Below are 21928 nucleotides of genomic sequence, written 5' to 3'. Positions count from 1 at the left end.
CGAAGGAGGACGGCGGATGCCATCGCCCCGCAGGATCGGAGCCCCCGACGCCAGAAATCGCAGCGTCCTGCTCGACGCCGCTGAACAGCTTCTGCTCGAGGAGGGCTGGGCAGCGGTGACCTCCCGCCGCGTGGCCGACCGCGCCGGACTCAAGCCGCAGCTGGTGCATTATTACTTCCGCTCCATGGACGAATTGCTGCTGGAAATCTTCCAGCGCCGCGCCGAGCAAGGGCTCGAACTCCAGGCCGAGATGATGAAAACGGACAAACCGCTGCGCGCCCTGTGGGATTTCAGCACCGACCCGGCGGCAGTGCGCTTCACCATGGAATTCGTCGGCCTGTCCAATCATCGGCCCGCCATACGGGAGGCGGTGGCCGACTACGCGGAGCGATTCCGCACCATCCAGACGGCCGTGCTGCAGCGAATTCTGAACGAATACGAATTCGACACAACGCGATTTCCGCCGGCCGCGATGGCGGTGCTGATGACCAGCGTCTCCCGGGTGGTCGTGCTGGAGCGGGCGCTGGGCATGTCCGGCGGGCACGCCGAAGCCTTCGAGTTGGTCGAGCGGGAGATCGAGAAGCTCGAAGGCGAACGCGGCGACGCCGGACCGGCCCCTGCCTGACCGGCGGCGCGATCGGCGGCCGTCACTGCGCCGGAACGAGATCCACCTCGCACCGGTAGGTCGACGGCCGAAGTCCTCCGGTCCGGAACACCTCGCTCGATCCCGCCACCTCGGCGGGCAGTCCCGCCGCGGTGAGGGCACACGACTTGAAAGCTTTTGCCGCAACGCTCATTTCATGCCGCGCGGGGCCGACGCGCTGATCCAGTTCGGCGGGCAGGTCCGCACCCCACACCGCGACCTCCGTGAGGCCGCGGTCGAGGCAGTCGAGCACCCCGTCGCGCACCCGGGCGTCGGACCGGTAGGTCCGCGCGGCCACGGCGACGGCCGTCGGCCAGGTGTCGTGCACCGGGGTGGCCAGCGACTGCTCCAGGTCGAGCACCGTGGCGCCGAGGATCCGCAGCGGACGCACATCGGCGTGGTCGGAGACCAGCACGGTCACCTCCCACCCCGCGGCGGTCCGGTCGAACAGCCAGCCGCCCGCGTGGCGGATCACCTCGATCGCACTCGGCGCCACCACCGCCGAGCGGTAGCGCAGCGGATGCCGTCGCGCGTGGGCTCGCCAGCGCGAAACGGAGCGGATTTCCCGAACACCTCGGTCAACGGAATCGACGGATCGTCTGGCCATGGTTACTCATCCCGTTATCGAACGTGCAGTTCCGGGCAGGTCCGACCGCGGGCCCGGCATCGGGCGCCGCTGGTCGCGCCGACACTGGAATCGGCGGAACCGTCGCCTCGACGGCGGCCGCACGCCGAGCCGAGAGGTCGATCCGGGAAGTGAACGGAGCGCCAGGGCTGCTGACGGACCATCGCCTCGCTCCACCGGGAGACCTACCGATCACACCGTAAGTTGGTTCTCGCATCCGTGATACCTACCTCGCAAATATGCAGTATGTGATCTACATCACTATTGGCACAACATTCACTCCGTCCAGCCATGCCGCCCCACGGCCGTGACTGCACGAAATCATCTGGCGCGGTTCATCACTCGATCCGCCGCGCGCCAGTGCTCGTCGGCCACCCAGAGCCGGGCGAACGCCGCGACAGCCTCCTCCGGAGGCACACCGCCGACCACCCGCTTGATCGCGGCGGCGGACGAGTTGGCCAGCGACCGGGCCACGGCGCGCCAGCCCTTGTCGAATTCGGCGCGCGGCAACACCTGGTCGACCAACCCGATCCGCTCGGCGGACGCGGCGTCGAGGATGGTCCCCGAGCCCGCGAGCAGCAGCGCCCGGCCCGGGCCGACCAGCCGGGCGAGCCGCTCGGCGCCACCCCACGCGGGCATGATCGCCAGCGACACCTGATTGAACCCGATCTTGATGTCGTCGGCCGCGATCCGGATGTCCGCGGCCACCGCCACCTCCGCACCACCGCCGAGGGCGTGCCCGTTCAGCGCGGCGATCACCGGGCCGGGGAACGCGGCGAGCCGGTCGCAGATCTCGCGCATCCGCCGGGCCATGGCCGCCGCCTGCTCCTCGGTCCGCAACGCGGCGAGTTCCTTCAGGTCTCCGCCGGAAACGAAGGCACGGTCCCCCGCCCCGGTGATGACCAGGACCCTGGCTCCGGAGGCGGCGTCGATCGCCTTCTCCAGTTCGTCCATCGTGGCCGGGGCGATGGCGTTGCGGGCGTGCGGGCGATTGATCGTGACGACCGCCGATCCCGCGTCCAGCTCGAGCTCGACCATGTCTTGTTCTCCCATTAGGAAATGTGATTCTCTGTTTCAGAGAACACTATACGTATCTCGCGCGGCGCACCGCCACGGGATGGGAGTCGACGATGCGCAAGATCCCCCTCGACCTGGTCCAGCGCTACCAGGAGGAGGGTTGGTGGACCTCGGAGACGATCGGCGACCTCCTGGCCGCCGGACTGGCCGCCGCGCCGGACACCGCGTTCCGCGTCCACTCCGCGGTGCGCCCTTGGTCGGGCACCTTCGCCGACGTCGAGAACGTCGCCCGCAGGCTGGCCGCCGGATTGCGCCGCCGCGGCGTCGGCCCGGGCGACGCGGTCGCCTTCCAGCTGCCGAACTGGATGGAGGCGGCGGCGGTGTTCTGGGCGTCGGCCCTCCTCGGGACGACCGTGGTGCCGATCGTGCACTTCTACGGACGCAAGGAGGTCGCCTACATCCTGGCGGCGGTCCGGCCGAAGGTGTTCGTGACCACCGATCGGTTCGGCAACGCCGAGTTCGCTCCCGACCTGCGCGAGCCCGTCCCGATCGTCGGCGTGGTCGGCGACGATTTCGAGGACCTGCTCGATCGGGAACCCCTGCCGGGAACCGTTGCCGTCGATCCCGCGGGCCCCGCGCTGATCGCGTTCACCTCCGGCACCACCCGCGCCCCGAAAGGCGTGGTGCACAGCCACCAGACGCTCGGTCACGAGACCCGGCAGCTGGCCGGCATATACCCGGCCGATCGAGGAGACCAGCTGACCGGCGCGCCGATCGGTCACTTCATCGGCATGGTGAATGCCTTCCTGATCCCGGTGCTCGACCGGGTGCCGATCAACCTCCTCGATGTCTGGGATCCGGGCAAGGTGCTCGAGTTGATGCTCACCGAGCGGCTCACCGTGGGCGGCGGCGTGCCCTACTACGTCACCAGCCTGCTCGACCATCCGGACTACACCCGCGCGCACCTGCCACACCTGCGCTACGCGGGTCTGGGTGGCGCGGCGGTGCCCGCCGTGGTCACCACTCGGCTGGCCGGGATCGGCATCACCGTGTACCGCTCCTACGGCAGTACCGAGCACCCCTCGATCACCGGATCGCACCACACCGCACCGGAGGCCAAGCGGCTGTTCACCGACGGCGCCGCGCTCCCCGGCGTGGAATTGCGGTTGGCCGAGGACGGCGAAATCCTCAGCCGCGGACCGGATCTGTGCCTGGGCTACACCGATCCCGAGCTCACCGCCTCCGCCTTCGACGACGACGGCTGGTACCACACCGGCGACGTCGGCGCGCTGGACGCGGACGGTTACCTGACGATCACCGACCGCAAGTCCGACATGATCATTCGCGGCGGCGAGAACATCAGCGCGCTCGAAGTCGAGGAAGTTCTGCTGACCCTGCCCGGCGTGACCGAGGCGGTGGCGGTCGCCGTGCCCGATGCCCGGCTCGGCGAGCGCACCGCCGCGGTGCTGCGCCTGCAGCCGGGCCGATCCGTGCCGAGCCTGGACGAGTTGCGCGCCCACTTCGCCACCGCCGGACTGGCCAAGCAGAAATGGCCGGAGGAAGTGCACGTCGTCGCGGACTTCCCCCGGACAGCCAGCGGCAAGATCCGCAAGTTCGTGGTCCGCGAGGATCTCGCCGCCACGCGCGCCGTCGCCGAGAGCGTTGCGGTGCAACCCTGAAGAGAATAACATTCTCATTATTCGCCAAGGAGGATTCCATGACCAAAGTCGAGCTGCCCTATCAGCTCTTCGACGCCGACAACCACCTGTACGAGACCAAGGACGCCCTCACCAAATACCTGCCCAAGGAGTACGCGGGGACCATCCAGTACGTCGAGATCAACGGGCGCACCAAGATCGCGGTGCTCGGCCAGATCAGCGAGTACATCCCCAATCCCACCTTCGATGTCGTGGCCCGGCCCGGCGCCATGGAGGAGTACTTCAAGCACGGCAATCCCGAGGGCAAGAGCAGGCGCGAGATCTTCGGTGAGCCGATGCGCGCCATCCAGGCCTTCCGCGACCCGGTGGAACGCCTGAAGGTCATGGACGAGCTGCAGCTGCAGCGCGCGCTCATGTTCCCGACCCTGGCCAGCCTGGTCGAGGAACGCATGCGCAACCATCCCGAGCTGATCCACGCGGTGATCCACTCGCTGAACCAGTGGATGCTCGAGACCTGGGGCCGAGACGGCAACTTCGTGCACTCCGACCGGATCTTCACCGTCCCGGTGGTCACCCTGCCGATCGTCGAGAAGGCGATCGAGGAGCTGAACTGGTGCGTCGTCGAGCACGGCGCCAAGGCGATCCTGGTCCGCCCGGCTCCGGTGCCCGGCTTCAAGGGCATGCGCTCGTTCGCACTGCCGGAGTTCGATCCGTTCTGGAAGCGGGTCGTCGAGCTCGACGTGCTGGTCACCATGCACTCCTCGGACAGCGGCTACTCGCGCTTCGACGCCGAATGGGAGGGCAGCTCCCTCGAGATGCTGCCGTTCAAGACCAACACCTTCGCGATGACCAACCAATGGCGTCCGGTCACCGACGCGGTGGCGTCCTGGGTCTGCCACGGCGCGCTCAACCGCTTCCCGGAGCTGAAGATCGCCGTCATCGAGAACGGCTCCGCCTGGCTGGAGCCGCTGCTGCAGCAGCTGTCCGACGTCTACAAGAAGGCGCCGGAGGGCTTCGGGTTCCGCGACCCGATCGAGGCCATCAAGCAGAGCCTCTACGTCAGCCCCTTCTGGGAAGAGGATCTGGAACGGCTGTCCAGCGTCATCGGCGCAGATCACGTGCTGTTCGGTTCCGACTGGCCGCATCCGGAGGGCCTGGCCGAGCCGGCGCGCTACATCCACGAGATCAAGGACATGCCGCTGGAGAACCAAGCGAAGATCATGGGCGGGAACCTGGCACGGCTGCTGAAGGTATGACCTGGCAGACCATCCCGCAGATGGTGCTGACGACGGCGGACCGCTTCGGCGATGCCGAAGCGGTCGTCGACGGGGACCTGCGGTGGAGCTTCGCCGAACTCGCGGACCGAGTACGCCGGGCCGCGGGGGCGTTCGCCGCGGCGGGCATCGAGAAGGGCGACCGGGCGGCGATCTGGGCGCCGAATTCGGCGGAGTGGATCGTCGCGGCATTCGGCCTGCTGACCGCGGGTGGCGTGCTGGTACCGGTGAACACCCGCTTCAAGGCGGAGGAAGCCGGCGACGTCATCCGCCGCAGCGGCGCCAAAGCGGTGCTGGTCCAGCAGGGCTTCCTCGGCGTCGACTACACCGGCGCCGCCGAGGTGCCGGTGATCGATCTGAAGTCGGATTTCCTGGACAGCGGCGCTCCGTTCGAACGGAGCGTGGCAGGCACCGACATCGCCGACATCGTCTACACCTCCGGCACCACCGGCCGTCCCAAGGGCGTGATGATGAATCACGCGCAGACGCTGCGGCTCTACGCGGAGTGGTGCGATCTGGCGGATCTGCGGGAGGGCGATCGCTATCTGATCGTCAACCCGTTCTTCCACACCTTCGGCTACAAAGCGGGTCTCGTCGCGTCGCTCATCCGTGGCGCGACGATCCTTCCGGTGCCGGTGTTCGACGTCGATCGGGTGCTGGAACTGGTGGAACGGGAGCGGATCACGATGCTGCCGGGCCCGCCGACCCTCTACCATTCGCTGCTGGAGGCCGCGGGCGAGCACGATCTCTCGTCGTTGCGAGCGGCGGTCACCGGAGCGGCCGACATCCCCGTCGAGCTCATCCGCCGGGTGCGCGAGGAACTTCCGTTCCAGTCGATCATGACCGGATACGGGTTGACCGAGGCGGGCACCGCCACCGCGTCGCGGCCCGGGGACACCTTCGAGCAGATCGCGACGACCGTCGGACAGGCTTGCGACGGTGTCGAGGTCCGCATCGCCGATGACGGTGAGGTTCTCGTCCGCGGCTACAGCGTGATGCAGGGCTACCTGGACGATCCGCAGGCGACGGCCGAGGCGATCGACGCCGACGGCTGGCTGCACACCGGCGATCTCGGCAGTCTCGATTCCGACGGCAGGCTGCGCATCATCGGCCGCAAGAAGGACATGTTCATCGTCGGTGGGTTCAACGCGTATCCGGCCGAGATAGAGGGATTTCTGCTGGAACATCCCGCGGTCGCGCAGGCCGCAGTCATCGGTGTCCCGGACGAACGACTCGGACAGGTCTGCCGTGCCTTCGTGGTGACCAAGCATCCGATCACCGAAGACGAGCTGATCGCCTGGAGCCGGGACCGAATGGCGGGCTACAAGGTTCCGCGCTCGGTGTGCTTTCTGGGCGCATTGCCGCTGAACGCGACCGGCAAGGTGATGAAGGATCAGCTGCGGTAGCGGCGACGAGGCGCCGGGTTCACGCGCCCGATATCGTGCTCACGTCGATCGTCGAAGGGATGCCGCATGACCGATTTCCATGATTTCGACGCCTTGCGCGCCGCGGTGGGCACCGCGCTCGGGCCCGGTGAGTGGATCGAGATCGACCAGCGGCGCATCGATCTGTTCGCCGAGGCGACCGGCGACCACCAGTGGATCCACGTCGACCCCGACCGCGCCGTCGACGGCCCGTACGGAGCCACCATCGCGCACGGGTTCCTCACTCTCGCACTGCTCGCCCCGATCAGTCAGCAGCTGATGACCGTGCGGTCGGCCCGGATGGCGATCAACTACGGGCTGAACAAAGCGCGCTTCATCAGTCCCGTCCGGGTCGGCAGCCGGGTGCGCGGCACCGTCACCCTCACCGCCGTCACCGATGTGCCCGGCGGGGTCCAGGCCGAACGCACCGTGACGATCACCGCCGAGGGCGCGGACAAGCCGGCCTGCGTCGCCGAGCACGTGGTCAGGTACCTGGCCTGAGCGGCACATGCTGATTCGCAACGCCACGCTGACCGGAAGCCCGCACACCGACGTGCGCTGGCGCGGCGGGCGCATCGTCGAGTGCGCCACCGGGTTGCGTCCGCTGCCCGGCGAGGACGACCTGGATGCGCACGGCGGATGGTTGCTGCCCGGACTGCACGACCACCACATCCATCTGCGGGCGCTCGCCGCGCAGGCCGGGTCCGTACCGGTCGGCCCGCCCGGAGTGCGGGACGCCATCGAGTTCGCCGCGGCGCTGCGCCGGGCCGACGCCGAGCTACCGGCAGGACAGTGGATTCGCGGCGTCGGCTACCACGAGAGTGTCGCTGGTCCGCTCGACCGCGCTGTGCTCGACCATCTGGTCCCGGATCGGCCGGTGCGGATCCAGCACCGGTCCGGTGCGCTGTGGGTGCTGAACTCCCGCGGCTGCCAGGATACGGGGGCGAATGCCTGCGCGCTTCCTGGCGTGGAGCGCGACTCGCACGGTGCGGCGAACGGACGACTGTGGCGGTTGGACTCCTGGCTCGGCACCAGAGTGCCTGCCGGCACGGCCGATCCGGCGCTGATCAGCGCTCGGGCCGCGGCGGCAGGCGTCACCGGCTACACCGACGCGACACCGGGATTGTCCCAGGATGACATCGACGCCCTCGGCGAGGCGGTGGCGGCCGGGAAGATCCGGCAGCGGGTGCACTGCATGGCGCCGCCCGGCGTGACCGATCCAGGGCAGCCGCGATTCTCGTTGGGACCCACCAAGATCCTGCTCGATGACACCGCGCTTCCCCCGCTGCCGGAGTTCGTCGCACTCGTCCGGGCAGCACACCTGGCGGGCAGACCCGTCGCGGTGCACTGCGTGACCCGGGTGCAGCTGATCCTGACCATCGCGGCCGTCGACGAGGCCGGGGCGCTGGCCGGCGACCGGATCGAGCACGGCGCCATGGTGCCGGTCGACAGCATGGAATGGTTGCGCCGCAACGGGATTCCGGTGATCACCCAACCGCATTTCCCGGTGGAGCGGGCCGAGCAGTACGCCCGCGAGGTGGCCGCCGAGGACCGGTGCGACCTGTGGCGGCTCGGCTCCTTGCAGGCCGCCGGAGTCGGTGTCGCGGCGGGCACCGACGCTCCGTTCGGCGACCCGGACCCGTGGCGGGTGGTGCGCGCGGCCATCGAGCGCGAGCCTGGCCCGGAGCGGTTGTCGCCGGCCGCCGCACTCGCCTTGTTCGCCGGACACCCCGACCGGCCGAGCGTGCCACGCGGCATCGCCGCCGGGGAGGTCGCCGACCTGACCCTGCTGCGCGTGCCGCCGCAGGAGGTCACCGTCCCGGACCGGGACCTGGTCGCGGCCACGATCGTGGACGGCACCCCTGTGCATGTGGCGGACGGCTAGTCCGCACGGCTCAGCAGTACCGGGTCAGCGTGCCGATCCCGCGGATATCCGCCATTCCGATGGGGGGAGCCGGAATTCGGTATGCCCGTCCAGTTCCGCTCGGGGTCCGATTGTCATTCATTCGGAGCTTGCTGCGATTGCGGTCCGCGGCCGATTCAGCGGAAATTGAATTCTTCATTTGCGAGAAGGAAGTGACGGCCGCGGCAAGGCATGCGCCGGGCGGAGACCGAGCGCGGCTGTACCGACGGAGTGTCGACCAGGCCCCAATCATGGGTGTATCGTCTATTACAGCTACGAGAGCGCCATTCTCTTCATTGAAGATTTACCGTCTCGGATCGCCGGGGCGCACCCCCGGCGCAGCGTACGAACAGCGAGGAGTCACGTGAACATCGACGACATGATCCTGGTGAGCATCGACGACCATGTGGTCGAGCCGCTCGACATGTTCGACGGCCACGTTCCGAAGAAGTGGGCCGATCTCGCACCGAAGGTCGTTGTCGACGACAACGGCATCGACCGGTGGGTATACCGCGACCGGCCCACCGGCGTGGCCGGTCTCAACGCCGTCGTCACCTGGCCCGCCGAGGAATGGGGCAAGGACCCGGCCGGATACGCCGAGATGCGGCCCGCGGTCTACGACGTGCACGACCGCGTCCGCGACATGGACGCCAACGGCGTCCTCGCCTCCATGTGCTTCCCCACGTTCACCGGCTTCAGCGCGGGCCACCTCAGCCGCGGCGGCCAGGACGAGATCACCGTCGCGATGATCTCGGCGTACAACGACTGGCACATCGAGGACTGGGCAGGCGCCTACCCGGGCCGCTTCATTCCGATCGGGATCCTGCCGATGTGGGACCCGGCGCTGGCGGTCGCCGAGATCGAGCGGCTGGCCGCCAGGGGCTGCCACTCGGTGACCATGCCGGAGCTGCCGCACATCGACGGCTTGCCCAGCTACCACGATCTCGATTACTGGGCGCCGGTCTTCCAGGCCCTGTCGGACAACGACACGGTGATGAACCTGCATATCGGCCAAGGCTTCGGCGTGCTGCGGCTGGCGCAGGACGCGCCCATCGACAACTTGATGGTGCTGGCGCCGAGCATCTCGCTGATCGCGGCCCAGGATCTGTTGTGGGGCCCCGCGTTCCGCACCTACCCGAAACTGAAGATCGCGCTGTCCGAAGGCGGCGTCGGCTGGATCCCGTTCTTCCTGGACCGCTCCGACCGGCACTACACCAATCAGCGCTGGCTGCGCCGCGACTTCGGCGGCAAGCTGCCCAGCGAGGTGTTCCGCGAGCACGTGCTCGCCTGCTACGTCACCGACAAGACCGCGCTGAAGTTCCGCCACGACATCGGCATCGACAACATCGCGTGGGAATGCGACTACCCGCACTCGGACTCGATCTGGCCCGATGCCCCGGAGTTCGTGCTCGGGGAACTGCAGGCCGCAGGCGCCGACGACACCGACATCCACAAGATCACCTGGGCGAACGCCACCCGCCACTTCAACTGGGACCCGTTCGCGCACATCCCGAAGGAGCAGGCGACCGTGGGTGCGCTGCGGGCCAACGCGACCGACGTCGACACCTCGACCAGGTCGCGCAAGGAATACGCGGCTGCCTACGCCCAGCGCGCGAGCTGAGGCGCCGGAGTGCGGCTGCTGATCTTCTCCACTCCGCGTGACGGAATGGACGCCGAATACAACGAGTGGTACGCCGGGACGCACATCCCCGAGATGCTCGCCGTTCCCGGCGTCCTGTCGTGCACCCGCCACCGATTGATCCGTGGCGGCGAAGGCGAGGCACGCTACCTCGCGGTGTACGACATCGACGGCGACGTCCGCACCGTGCTCGCGGAACTCGGCGAGCGGGCCGCCGACGGACGCATGGCGGTCACCCCGGCCGCCGACCCGGCCCGCACCAGGATCACCGTCTGGGAACCGATCTGAGCGACGACAGCCCCGGTGCGCAACGGCCGAGACCGTCGGGCACCGGGGCTGTCCGCTGCCGGGGCACGCCTCAGTGCGGCCCTTCGAGAATCGTCACCGCCGACACCGCCGTCGGACCGCCGAGGTTGTGCGCCAACCCGATTCGCGCGCCATCCACCTGGTTGACCGCATGTCCGCGCAGCTGTTCGAACAGCTCCACGCACTGCGCGACGCCGGTCGCACCCGGTGGATGCCCCTTCGTCTTCAGCCCGCCACTGGGATTGACCGGCAGCACGCCCCCGACCGCTGTGGCCCCGGCCTCGACCAGCTTGTGCGCCTCGAAGCGCTCGGCGAAACCGAGGTCCTCGTAACTGATCAGCTCGATGCCGGTGAAGAAATCGTGCACCTCGGCGACATCGACGTCGGCCGGGCCCAGCCCCGCCATCGCGAACGCCGCGCGCGCCGCGCGCACCGTCGCGGGAAAGGTGGTCATGTCCCGCTTGTGCTGGTGCATCACCGAATCCAAGCCGAGACCGACGCCGCGGACCCACACCGGGCTGTCGGTGTAGCGGTCCACCACGTCCTCGGCGGCGAGCACCAGGGCCGCCGCCCCGTCGCTCTGCGGGACACAGTCGTATGCGCCGAACGGGTCGGCCACGATCGGCGCGGCCAGCGCCTGCTCCAGCGTGATCTCGAACCGTAACCGCGCCTTGGGGTTGCGTGCGCCGTGCCGATGGTTCTTCACCGCCACCATCGCCAGGTGCTCCCGCGTCGCCGACGACTCGTACAGATAGCGGTTGACGTGCAACGCGAAACCGGCGGGGGCGAACAGGCCGAGCTGGTAGTCCCAGGCGTTGTCCCTGGTCAGCGTCTCCCACTCGCGCAGCAGGTCCTTCTGCGCCGTCTCGCGCAGCTTGTCCGCACCGATCACGAGCGCGACGTCGACCGCGCCGGAGGAGATGGCGAACAGCGCGTTGCGGACCGCGTCGTTGCCGGTGGCACAGGAGTTGTCGATGTGCGTCACGGGCAGGTCGGGTAGATCCAGCGCGTCGGCCAGCGCCCCGGCCGGGAAACCGCCGGTGGCGCCCATCGCGCCGAACCAGGCGGCCTGCAGGTCGGTGGTGCGCAGGCCCTTGTCGACCGAGGCCGCGCAGTCGGCGAACGCCATGAGCAGCAGGTCCTGGATGCCGAGTGCGAAATGTTCGGCGAAGGGTGTCATCCCCGCGCCGACAATGGCCACTTTCCTCATGCCGCCTCCGGTTCCGGTTCGAACGCGTATCCGTAATCGGGCACGCCGGAGCGCACCGCCACCCGGCGCAGCACCATGCGCCCGCGGTCGCCGATGGCCACCGTGCCCGGGTCGGCGCCGGTGACCTTGGCCAGCGCGCGGACCCCGACGTCGTCGAGTTCCACGATCACCAGCGAGTACGGACTCTTCAGACCCGGCACCGGGATCCGCACGGTGGTCTCGGCGTAGACGCTGCCGGTGCGCGGCAGCGGCACCAGGGTGTAAGCGGTGCTGAGGGTGCCGTCCGGGCCCACCCGGTAGCGGGGCGGGAAGTCCAGCTCCGCGCTGTCGCCGTGCCTGCCCGCCTCCCAGCGGACCTTGGCCTCGAACGCGCGCTCGTAGGCGGCCAGGGAGATCGGCAGGTCCGCGCCGGGCAGGGAGACGACGTCCGGAAGCGCTCGCGCGGGCGGTTCGTTGCGCCGCACCCGTGCCGCGCCCGGGACCACCATGATCCCGGACAGGTTGGCCTGCTCCACGCCGACCAGCAACCCGACCCTGCCCCAGTCGGCCATCGCGGCGAGTGCGAAAAGCCCTGCGCTGGCGCCCAGCGTCGGCAGCTGCGGCGGCGTGACCAGGCACAGCGCCGCGGCCTGCTTGTGATCGACGCCTGCCACCGCGACCGGGGTGTCCAGCCAAGCCGCCGAGAGCGAGGCGACCAACCCCCGTTCGTGCAGCAGCCGGGGATCGCCGTAGTCGTGCACCGCGCCGAGCGCGTTGCGGGTGCGCACCGGCAGGCTGCGCGTGACCCGCGCCGCGGTGCGCACCTGCAAGCCGTCGCGGTCGCCGACCCAAGCCGCCGCCGCACCCGCCGGTTCGAGGTCGACACCGATCACCAAGGTGCGCGGGCGGGCCGAGCTCAGAGCGTCCAGCGCCGCCGGTGCGCCGCCGAGCCGTTCGATGACCTCGAGTTCGGGATCCAGGCCGAGACCGGCCAGCAGCACCGCGGCGTTGCTGCCCTCCACCAGCGGCAGGTCCCGGCTGACCAGCACCACGCGTTCCACCGGCTCGCCGGAGGCGACAGCGCAACGCCCCGCCTCCACCGCCTGGGTGACGGCGTCTTCGTCGTCACCGGGGATCCGGCTGCGCTGGCTACCCCAGCAGGGCAGATACGTGCCCAGCGATGCGACGTACGGCATCGGTCCCTCTTTTCCCACGCTCAGGCGACCGCGCCCGCGGCCTTCAGCGCGATGATGCGATCCCAATCCAGGCCGAGTTCGAGCAGGACCTCCTCGGTCTGGGCGGCGAATTCGGGCCCTGGCCGCAGTTCCGGTGCGCCGACGTCGAACTGCACAGGGCTCGACACCAGCTCCAATTCGCCCGCGGGCAACAGATATTCGTTCGCCCTGATCTGCGCGTCCTGCGTCACCTGCCACGAGTCCTGCACCGGAGCCCACGGTCCGGCCAGGGTGGCGAAGCGCTCGGTCCACTCCGCCAGGGTGCGTCCCTTGATCACCTCGCGCAGGATCTGCACCGCATCAGCGGTGTGCGCGGCGATCTGCCCGGCGTCGGCGAAACGCGGATCGTCGGCCAACTCCGGCCGGTCGATGTGGCGGCAGACGTCCGCCCAGAACTTGGCGGGCTGCAGCATCACGAACGACAGATAGCGGTCGTCGGCGGTGGCGTAGAGGCCCGAGAGCGGATTGGTCGGCGCGCCATGGGCGCCCGGTACCGGCGCCACCAGCGGTTTGTCCTGGCTGGCCGACAACGCGACGGTGTGGCCCATCGCCCACAGCCCACTGCCGAGCAGCGAGACGTCGACCACCGAAGGTTGCCCTGTCCGTTCCCGTTTCAGCAGCGCGGCGGCGATCCCGCCGGCGAGATTCGTGCCGGAGATGGTGTCGCCGAACGCCGGGCCGGGCGGCTGGATCATGCCCTCGATGCCGGGCGGGGTGATGGTGGCCGCGATGCCACCGCGGCACCAGAACGCGGTCATGTCGTAGCCGCCACGGTCGGATTCGACACCGCGCGGTCCCAGCGCGCTACCCCGCGCGTAGACGATGTCCGGGTTCACCGCGCGGATGTCGTCCACGTCGATGCCGAACTTGGTGCGCGCCTGCGGCAGGAAGCTGGTCAGGAACACGTCGGCACGGCGGGCCAGGTCGTAGATCACCTCGCGGCCCTCGGCCACCGACATGTCGACGCCGATGCTGCGCTTGCCCCGATTGGCGTGCTCGACATTGGGATTCGGGTCGCCTTCGATCTTGAACACCCCGACCTGCCGCAGGCCGCGCTGCGGGTCACCGGTGACGGCGTGCTCGACCTTGACGACGTCGGCGCCCCAGTCGGAGAGCACGGCGCCCGCCGACGGGACGAACCCGTACATCGCGACTTCGAGCACGCGGATGCCCTCCAGCGGCTTGCTCACGACTCCACCTCGCCCGTGCTCGTCCCCGTCGCGCGCGAGTGCGCGCTGGGTCCTCGATTCACTCGCCGACGCCGGCTCACGCGACCACCTCCGCGAGCGTCTTGCGCTCCAGGAATTCCTCCAGCCCGACGCGGCCCATCTCCCGGCCGATGCCCGACTGCTTGTATCCGCCGAACGGCGCGTCGGGATGGAAGTAGTTGCCGCCGTTGATGCTGAGGGTGCCGGTGCGGACGCGGCGCGCGACCGCCTTCGCCCGTTCCGAGTCGGCGCTGAACACCGCTCCGGACAGGCCGTAGATGGAGTTGTTCGCGATGCCGACCGCCTCTTCCTCGTCGGTGTAGGGAATGAGCGTCAGCACCGGCCCGAACACCTCCTCCTGCGCGATCTCGCTGTCCGGGTCGACATTCGCCAGCAGGGTCGGCTTGTAGAAGTAGCCCGGGTCCAGCTTCTCGCCGCCGGTGACGAGGGTGGCGCCCGCCGCCACCGCGCGCTGCACCATGCCGTGCACCTTCTCGCGCTGGCGTTCACTGATCAGCGGGCCCATATAGGTCTTGGGATCGCTGGGGTCGCCGTGGGTGACGTGGGCGAAATTGCCCGCGATCAGCTCGGCGACCTTGTCGTGGTCCTGCCGCGGCACCAGCACCCGGGTGGTCAGCGCGCAACCCTGCCCGGCATGGGTGACCACGCTGAACGCCGCGAACAGAGCGGCTTTGGTGTAGTCGGCGTCGTCGAGCAGGATCATCGCGGACTTGCCGCCCAGCTCGAGGAACACCCGTTTGAGCGTGCCGCTGGCGGCGGCCATGATCTGGCGGCCCACCGGCGTGGACCCAGTGAAGGTCACCACGTCGACGTCCGGGTGGGTGGTCATCCGCTTGCCGACCTCGACATCGGAGGAAGCCAGGACGTTCACCACGCCGGCCGGGATGTCGGTGTGCCGCGCGATGATCTCCCCCAGCGCCAAAGTGGCCAGCGGAGTGTCGGGGGCGCCTTTGAGCACGATGGTGCATCCGGCGGCGAGCGATGGCGCGAGCTTGGCCAGCGCCAGCTGATGCGGGTAGTTGTAGGCCGCGATGGCGGCCACCACGCCCGCGGCTTCCAGCTCCACCCAGCGCCGGTGCCGCTGGCCGCGGAGCTCGACCACGCCGAGGTCCTCGCTCCAGGCGTAGTCCGCCAGCAGTCCGGCGTAGTAGCGCACGATCTCGAACGGGACCTCGAGCTGGTTGCCGTGGGTGAGCGTGCGCGTCGCGCCGACCTCCGCGATGGTCAGCTCGCGCAGTTCCTCCACGTTGTCGCGCAGCGCTTGGTACAGCTGATTCAGGCAGTGCGCCCGGAACTCGTGATTCGTCGCCCAATCGGTGGTGTCGAACGCCCGCCGCGCCGCCGCGACGGCCGCGTCCACCTCCGCCACACCGGCTTCCGGCGCGTGGCCGTACACCGCACCGGTGGCGGGATCGAGCGATGCGAGCGTGCGCCCTGTCTCGACCAGCTGTCCGTCGATCAGCAGCCGCCGCGCCACCGCTACCGCTTGTTCCTGCGTTGACATCCTGTCTCCTCGCCGGATGTGGAAATAACATTCTCTATATCCGAGAATTTAACACTCGCGGTACCGAAATGCAGCCACTATCGCCAACCTGCGGCCTCGCCACACGACGCCGCGGGCCCGCGAGGCCGGACTCCGCCGGTCGGGAGCGCGACACTTGCGCGCCCGATCAGAACGAGAGTACGGTTCTCACATTCGGAAGGGAGATTCTTGTGGTCGACACAACACGCAACCCGACCTCGACCGAGCCGCGTGAGCGCCGGGCGCCGGGCGGCTCGAGCACCGGAGAGGGGTCGCGCGCGTGAAGACGGCAGTGGTCACCGGAGGCGCGTCCGGAATCGGGCTGGGGATCGCACGGCGGTTGCGCAGCAACGGTTTCCATGTCGCCTCGCTCGACCTCGATTCGCCCGCCGACGACGACTTCGCCTACCGCGCCGACGTCACCGAACCGGAGCAGATCGCCGAGGCGCTGACCGCCATCCGCGGCAAGCTCGGCCCGGTCACCGTGCTGGTGAACGCCGCGGGCGTCGACGGCTTCAAACGCTTCCAGAACATCTCGTTCGAGGAATGGCAGCGAGTGATCGATGTCAACCTCAACGGCGTCTTCCACTGCGTCCAAGCGGTCCTGCCGGACATGCTGGCGGCGGGCTGGGGGCGCATCGTCAACATCTCCTCCTCGAGCACGCATTCGGGCCAGCCGTTCATGACGCACTATGTCTCGGCCAAGTCGGCGGTCAACGGCCTGACCAAAGCGCTGGCGCTGGAACTGGGCCCGTCCGGCATCACCGTGAACGCGGTGCCGCCCGGGTTCATCGACACCCCGATGCTGCGCAAGAACGAGGAGGCTCGTCGGCTCGGCGGCACCGTCGAGGACCACATCCAGCGGACTCCGGTCCGCCGGGTCGGCACACCCGAGGACATAGCGGCCGCCTGCGCGTTCCTCATCTCCGAGGAGGCCGGCTACATCACCGGCCAGATCCTCGGCGTCAACGGCGGACGCAACACCTGAGACCCGTCGCGCACCGAGCGTGCGGGACGGGTGCAGCCCGAAGAGAGCAAGATCGAAAGGAAGGCCCGTGGGACGCGTTGAGGGCAAGGTCGCCTTCGTCACCGGAGCCGCTCGTGGCCAAGGCCGCAGTCATGCGGTACGGCTGGCGCAGGAAGGTGCCGACATCATCGCGGTGGACATCTGCCGCGACATCGACACGATCGGGTACGCGCTGTCGCGCCAGGAAGACCTGGACGAGACCGCGCGGCTGGTCGAGAAAACCGGTCGCCGGATCGTCGCCGAACCGGCCGACGTGCGCGAGGCCGGGCAATTGCGCGCCGTGCTGGAACGCGGCGTCGCGGAGTTCGGGCGGCTGGACATCGTGATCGCCCAAGCCGGCATCGCGGGCATGAAGGGCACGCCGCAGTGGCAGGCCTGGTCCGACGTCATCGATACCAACCTGGTCGGCGTGATCAACACCATCCAGGTCGCGCTGCCGCATCTGGGCGCGGGCGGTTCGATCATCGCCACCGGGTCGGTGGCCGCGTTGATGGACGTCTCGAAAGTGGACCAGCCGGGCAAGGATCCCGGCGGCATCGCCTACGTGGTCGCCAAACGCGGCCTGGCGCAGTACGTGCACGCGCTCGCCCTGCACATCGCGCCGCAGAACATCCGAGCCAACGTCATCCACCCCACCAACTGCAACACCCCGATGCTGCAGAGCGAGCCGATGTACCGATCCTTCCGCCCGGATCTGGAACATCCCACCCGCGCGGACGCCGAACCCGCCTTCCATGTGCAGCAGGCCATGCCGACCCCTTACGTCGAGCCCGAGGACATCAGCGACGCCGTGCTGTTCCTGGCCTCCGACGAGGCGCGCTACATCACCGGCACGCAGTTGCGCGTCGACGCGGGCGGCTACCTGAAGTGGTACGACTACCACATCTGAGAGGAAGAAACACCGTGAAGGTCCGAGTCGATCAGCAGCGCTGCCAAGGGCACACGCTGTGCGCGATGATCGCCCCGCAATCATTCGAACTCAGCGAGATCGACGGCCACTCCTCCGCGGTCGGCGAATCGATTCCGGCGGATCAGCAGGATCAGGTACGCGAGGCCGTCCACTCCTGCCCGGAACGCGCGATCTCGATCGCCGAGTAGGGGGAAGCGCCATGACCGCGGAAAACGTCACCGATCGCAAGCAGCCTCGGTTCCATTTCGACCGGTACGCAGCGGAATACCGGGAGAATTTCCAGTCGATCACCGAGGAGATGCAGAGCGAGTGCCCGCTCGCCTGGACCGACACCTACGACGGTCACTGGGTGGCGGCGGGCAACAAGGAGGTGTTCGAACTCGCGCGCTGCCCGCACGTCTCCAACGATCACGACCCGCAAGGCGTTCGGAAGGGCTACAAGGGAATCTCCATTCCGCCACCGCCCCGGGCGCGTGGCATCCGGGGCGGCATCCTGGAGATGGACGAGCCCGAGCACCGGGAACTGCGCTCCGCGCTCAACCCGTACCTCTCCCCCGCCGCCGTCAAACGCTGGATTCCGTTCGTCGACGAAGTGGTTCGCGCCGCCCTGGACGAGAAGATCGAAAGCGGCCGTATCGATTTCGTCGACGATCTGGCCAATGTCGTTCCCGCCGTGCTGACCCTCGGGATGCTGGGCATCCCGTTGCGGAAGTGGACCATCTACAACGAGCCGGTGCACGCCGCGGTGTACACGCCGCCGGACTCGCCGGACTACCCGCGCATCGCGGAGATGCACCGCACGATGGGTCTGGACCTGCTGACCAACCTCGCCGAGATCCGGGAGAATCCCCGTCCCGGCCTCATCCACGCGGTCGCCTCCGCGCCGGTCAACGGGGAGCCGCTGCCGGACATGGAGATCCTGGGCATGCTCAGCCTGCTCATCGGCGGCGGTTTCGACACCACCACGGCGCTCACCGCGCACGCCCTCGAATGGTTGTCCGAGCATCCGGGCGAGCGCGAAACGCTCAGCCGGGAACGGGATCTGCTGCTGGACTCGGCCACCGAGGAGTTCCTGCGCTACTACACCCCGGCTCCGGGCGACGCGCGCACCATCGCCCAGGACTGCGAGGTGGCGGGAGCCTCCTTCAAAGAAGGTGATCGGGTCTGGTTGTCCTGGGCGATGGCCAACCGCGACCCGGCGGTGTTCGACAATCCGGAGGAACTGATCCTGGATCGGAAAGGCAACCGGCACTACAGCTTCGGTCTCGGCATCCATCGCTGCATCGGTTCCAATGTGGCCCGCACGGTGTTCAAGCGGATGCTGGTGGCGGTGCTGGACCGGATGCCGGACTTCCGTTGCATCCCGGAGGAGACCGTGCACTACGACACGATCGCGGTCATCCAGGGCATGCGGCACCTGCCCACCGAGTTCACCCCGGGTCCCAGGCTCGGTCCCGGACTCGACGAGACCCTGGAGAAGCTGCAGAAGGTCTGCGACGAGCAGCGGCTCGCCGAGCCGGTGACCGTGCACAAAGGCACGGCACAGATCTGACCGGAAGCGGTCGGGAACAACGGAACCGGAAGATCCGCCGTGTGTGGCCGACGCCGGACACACGCGGCTATCGGCTGCGACGACTACGAGGAGGCGCTGTGGCAGACGCGGAGGAGAAGACCCCTGCGACGACGGCCGAGCCGTCGGGCCGGCCGCTGCCGCTGCTCGGCCTGGACACCGAGTTCTTCTGGACCTCGGGGGCCGACGGCAAGCTGCGCATCCAGGAGTGCCGATCCTGCACCGCGCTCATCCATCCGCCGCAGCCGGTGTGCCGGTACTGCCGCGGGCACGATCTCGGTGTGCGGGAGGTCTCCGGCGCGGCCACGCTGGCGAGCTTCACGGTGAACCATCGCTTCGCCGTGCCCGGCCTGCGACCGCCGTACGTGGTGGCGCAGGTGGCGCTGGTCGAGGACACGCGAGTCCGGTTGACCACGAACATCATCGACGCCGATCCCGGCGACCTCGCCCTGGGCATGCGGGTGGAGGTGGTCTTCCTGCGCGACGCCGACGTCTGGTTGCCGCTGTTCCGGCCCGCCGCCGAGCAAGCCGAGCCCGCACCGCTGCCGGTGGACGAGATCGAGCCGGAGCGTTTCGCCGAACATGTGCGGCCGATGCTGCGGCAGGAGAAGTTCGAGGAGAAGGTCGCGCTCACCGGAATCGGGATGTCCCGGATCGGGCGCAGGCTCATGGTGCCGCCGCTGGAGCTGACGATCGAGGCGTGTGAGCGCGCGGTCGCCGACGCGGGCCTGACGCTCGACGACATCGACGGCCTGGCGTCCTATCCCGGCGGCGGCAATCTCGGCGGCTTCGGCGAGGGCGGGGTGACCGCGCTGGAAGCCGCGCTCGGCCTGCACCCCAGCTGGCACAACGGCGGTATCGAGACCTTCGGGCCTGGCGGGTCGGTGGTCGCGGCGATGACCGCGGTGGCGGTCGGGCTGGCCCGGCACGTCCTGTGCTTCCGCACCGTCTGGGAATCCACCTTCAACGAGCTGGCGAAGACGGGACGGATCCCGTCCTCCGGTGGCCGCACCACGAGCTGGCTGACGCCGTTCGGCGCGATCTCCGCCGCCCACACGCTCGCCCAGAACGCGCAGCGTCACTTCCACCGCTACGGCACCACGCGCGAGACGCTGGGCTGGATCGCGCTCAACCAGCGCGCCAACGCCGAACTCGAGCCGACCGCGGTCTACCGCGACCCGATGACCATGGACGACTACCTCTCCGCGCGGCCCATCACCACCCCGTTCGGGCTCTACGACTGCGACGTGCCCTGCGACGGCGCGGTGGCGGTGATCGTCTCGGCGATCGACGCCGCACGCGATCTGCCCAGCGCGCCGGTGCTGGTGGAGGCGGTCGGCACGCAGATCATCGAGCGCGTCGAGTGGGACCAGAGCACGCTCACCCACGAACCACAGGTGCTCGGCCCGGCCGCGCACCTGTGGACGCGCACCACGCTGCGCCCCGAGGATGTCGACGTCGCCGAACTGTACGACGGGTTCAGCTTCAACTGCCTGTCCTGGATCGAGGCGCTCGGCTTCTGCGGCATCGGCGAGGCCAAGGATTTCCTCGACGGAGGCAAGAACATCGCCCGCGACGGCACCATCCCGGTGAATACGCACGGCGGCCAGCTCTCCCACGGCCGCACCCACGGCATGGGCCTGCTGCACGAGGCGGTGGTGCAGCTGCGCGGCGCGGGCGGAGAGCGGCAGGTCGACGACGCCCGGGTCGCGGTCGTCTCGAGCGGCGGGCTCACGCCCGGCGGGGCGATGCTGCTGCGCGCCGATGCCTGATCGCGGCGACATCGACGGGCACGCCATGACACTCACCGAATCCGACCTCGGCCCCCTCGGCAACGCCGGACCGCTCCCCGTGGTGGCCGAGGTCGACGGCATTCCCGTGTCGGGGCTGCTGGCCGAGGCGCCCGCGCCCCGCGCGGTGCTGGTCGCCCTGCACGGCGGCGCCACCACCTCGGCGTACTTCGACTGCCCCGGGCATCCCGAGCTCTCGCTGCTGCGGACGGGGCAGCGCCTCGGTTACACCGTGCTGGCGCTGGACCGGCCCGGTTACGGCGCTTCGGGTCCGTTCGCCGACCATCTCGTGCCACCACGGCGGCGTGTCGATCTGATGTACGGGGCCGTCGAAGCCCACCTCGACGACCGGCCGCGCGGTGCGGGCGTCTTCCTGCTGGCGCATTCGGCGGGATGTGAACTCGCGCTGCGCATGGCCGCCGACGAGCGCGGCCGCGGCCTGCTCGGCCTGGAGCTGGCGGGCACCGGCCGCACGCACCATCCCGAAGCCCAGGAAGTGCTGTGGGGCCCGCGTCCGGAGGGTGCCCGGCCCGCCGGGCTCGGTGGCCTGCTGTGGCGGCCGCGGCGGCTGTATCCACCCGAACTCGTGGGCGGAGCGTCCATCGCCGTACCGGGGCCCCGGCTGGAAGCCGCCACCATCGCCAACTGGGCCGATCAGGACTTTCCGCGCCTGGCCGCGCGGGTGCGGATCCCGGTGCGCTTCAGCGCGGGCGATCACGAGACGGTGTGGCGCAACGACATCGAGGAACTGACGCGCATCGGCGAACTGTTCCGCGCGGCGCCGCGGGTGGTGCTCAATCTGCAACCCAACACCGGGCACAACGTCAGCTCCGGCCACACGGCGGCGGCGTACCACCTGAAGGTGCTCAGCTTCGCCGAAGAGTGCCTCGTCGCTCGGACGACCGGTGAGTTCACCGGTCCCGCAATGCAATTCGACGGCGGCGCGCACGCGCGGCCAGGAAGGTGA

At 69.2% G+C, this 21928-nt stretch carries 20 protein-coding genes; 14 read left to right on the top strand and 6 right to left on the bottom strand.

The genetic code is table 11. From position 1 onward, the window contains the following. Window positions 1-16: 16 nt before the first annotated feature. On the top strand, window positions 17-625 hold the full coding sequence (locus IU450_RS11780) for a TetR/AcrR family transcriptional regulator (protein WP_195149811.1): 609 nt from the start codon (window positions 17-19) through the stop codon (window positions 623-625). A 22-nt stretch (window positions 626-647) separates the two neighbouring features. On the opposite strand, the gene IU450_RS11775 is transcribed toward IU450_RS11780, so the two are convergent. Together IU450_RS11775 and IU450_RS11770 are read right to left on the bottom strand one after the other, a co-directional pair. After that, window positions 648-1250 carry a hypothetical protein gene (locus IU450_RS11775; RefSeq protein ID WP_228834436.1) on the bottom strand — a complete coding sequence of 201 codons (603 nt, stop codon included), beginning with the start codon at window positions 1248-1250 and terminating at the stop codon, window positions 648-650. A 339-nt stretch (window positions 1251-1589) separates the two neighbouring features. Further along, on the bottom strand, window positions 1590-2306 hold the full coding sequence (locus tag IU450_RS11770) for an enoyl-CoA hydratase/isomerase family protein (RefSeq protein WP_195149810.1): 717 nt from the start codon (window positions 2304-2306) through the stop codon (window positions 1590-1592). 92 nt (window positions 2307-2398) lie between these two features. Between IU450_RS11770 and IU450_RS11765 the strand changes: the two genes are divergently transcribed. From IU450_RS11765 to IU450_RS11735, 7 genes are all read left to right on the top strand, one after another. Then, window positions 2399-3964 (top strand): AMP-binding protein, encoded by a 1566-nt coding sequence (locus IU450_RS11765; protein ID WP_195149809.1) that lies wholly within the window; start codon window positions 2399-2401, stop codon window positions 3962-3964. A gap of 38 nt (window positions 3965-4002) precedes the next feature. Beyond that, entirely contained in the window at window positions 4003-5199 is a 1197-nt protein-coding gene (locus IU450_RS11760) for an amidohydrolase family protein (RefSeq protein ID WP_195149808.1), read from the top strand. Then, window positions 5196-6623: a FadD3 family acyl-CoA ligase gene (locus tag IU450_RS11755; protein ID WP_195149807.1), complete on the top strand. Its 1428-nt coding sequence runs from the start codon at window positions 5196-5198 to the stop codon at window positions 6621-6623. Before IU450_RS11760 ends, IU450_RS11755 begins: the two co-directional genes overlap by 4 nt. Before the next feature lie 66 nt (window positions 6624-6689). After that, the gene (locus tag IU450_RS11750; protein ID WP_195149806.1) at window positions 6690-7142 is read left to right on the top strand and encodes a MaoC family dehydratase; all 453 of its coding nucleotides are present in this window, start codon (window positions 6690-6692) and stop codon (window positions 7140-7142) included. A 7-nt stretch (window positions 7143-7149) separates the two neighbouring features. Continuing rightward, entirely contained in the window at window positions 7150-8526 is a 1377-nt protein-coding gene (locus IU450_RS11745) for an amidohydrolase family protein (protein WP_195149805.1), read from the top strand. Window positions 8527-8908: 382 nt separating this feature from the next. Further along, window positions 8909-10165 (top strand): amidohydrolase family protein, encoded by a 1257-nt coding sequence (locus IU450_RS11740; protein WP_195149804.1) that lies wholly within the window; start codon window positions 8909-8911, stop codon window positions 10163-10165. A 9-nt stretch (window positions 10166-10174) separates the two neighbouring features. Then, entirely contained in the window at window positions 10175-10471 is a 297-nt protein-coding gene (locus IU450_RS11735; protein ID WP_195149803.1) for a DUF4286 family protein, read from the top strand. A gap of 70 nt (window positions 10472-10541) precedes the next feature. Here IU450_RS11735 and IU450_RS11730 read toward each other — a convergent pair whose 3' ends face one another. From IU450_RS11730 to IU450_RS11715, 4 genes are all read right to left on the bottom strand, one after another. Further along, the gene (locus IU450_RS11730) at window positions 10542-11699 is read right to left on the bottom strand and encodes a thiolase C-terminal domain-containing protein (RefSeq protein WP_195149802.1); all 1158 of its coding nucleotides are present in this window, start codon (window positions 11697-11699) and stop codon (window positions 10542-10544) included. Continuing rightward, window positions 11696-12874 (bottom strand): OB-fold domain-containing protein, encoded by a 1179-nt coding sequence (locus tag IU450_RS11725; protein WP_195149801.1) that lies wholly within the window; start codon window positions 12872-12874, stop codon window positions 11696-11698. Before IU450_RS11725 ends, IU450_RS11730 begins: the two co-directional genes overlap by 4 nt. A gap of 20 nt (window positions 12875-12894) precedes the next feature. Next, window positions 12895-14103, bottom strand: a complete 1209-nt coding sequence (locus tag IU450_RS11720; protein WP_195149800.1) for a CaiB/BaiF CoA transferase family protein — start codon at window positions 14101-14103, stop codon at window positions 12895-12897. A gap of 76 nt (window positions 14104-14179) precedes the next feature. Continuing rightward, complete coding sequence (locus tag IU450_RS11715) at window positions 14180-15646, bottom strand: aldehyde dehydrogenase family protein (RefSeq protein WP_195149799.1); 1467 nt, start codon at window positions 15644-15646, stop codon at window positions 14180-14182. 298 nt (window positions 15647-15944) lie between these two features. Here IU450_RS11715 and IU450_RS11710 point away from each other — a divergent pair, with 298 nt between their 5' ends. The 6 genes from IU450_RS11710 (at window position 15945) to IU450_RS11685 (ending at window position 21928) form a co-directional block, all read left to right on the top strand. Next, on the top strand, window positions 15945-16652 hold the full coding sequence (locus IU450_RS11710) for an SDR family NAD(P)-dependent oxidoreductase (RefSeq protein WP_195149798.1): 708 nt from the start codon (window positions 15945-15947) through the stop codon (window positions 16650-16652). A gap of 67 nt (window positions 16653-16719) precedes the next feature. Next, window positions 16720-17580, top strand: a complete 861-nt coding sequence (locus tag IU450_RS11705; protein ID WP_043691333.1) for a mycofactocin-coupled SDR family oxidoreductase — start codon at window positions 16720-16722, stop codon at window positions 17578-17580. 14 nt (window positions 17581-17594) lie between these two features. Continuing rightward, a complete protein-coding gene (locus tag IU450_RS11700; protein WP_195149797.1) occupies window positions 17595-17789 on the top strand; it encodes a ferredoxin in 195 nt (64 codons plus the stop codon). An 11-nt stretch (window positions 17790-17800) separates the two neighbouring features. Continuing rightward, on the top strand, window positions 17801-19153 hold the full coding sequence (locus IU450_RS11695; protein ID WP_195149796.1) for a cytochrome P450: 1353 nt from the start codon (window positions 17801-17803) through the stop codon (window positions 19151-19153). 98 nt (window positions 19154-19251) lie between these two features. Then, a complete protein-coding gene (locus IU450_RS11690) occupies window positions 19252-20943 on the top strand; it encodes a thiolase C-terminal domain-containing protein (RefSeq protein ID WP_195149795.1) in 1692 nt (563 codons plus the stop codon). Then, the gene (locus tag IU450_RS11685; protein ID WP_324197634.1) at window positions 20936-21928 is read left to right on the top strand and encodes an alpha/beta hydrolase; all 993 of its coding nucleotides are present in this window, start codon (window positions 20936-20938) and stop codon (window positions 21926-21928) included. Before IU450_RS11690 ends, IU450_RS11685 begins: the two co-directional genes overlap by 8 nt.

The sequence above is a fragment of the Nocardia abscessus genome (assembly GCF_015477775.1).
Lineage (GTDB): Bacteria > Actinomycetota > Actinomycetes > Mycobacteriales > Mycobacteriaceae > Nocardia > Nocardia abscessus_A.
Note: the sequence above shows the minus strand (reverse complement) of the source record. Positions and strands in the feature narration are given on the sequence as shown.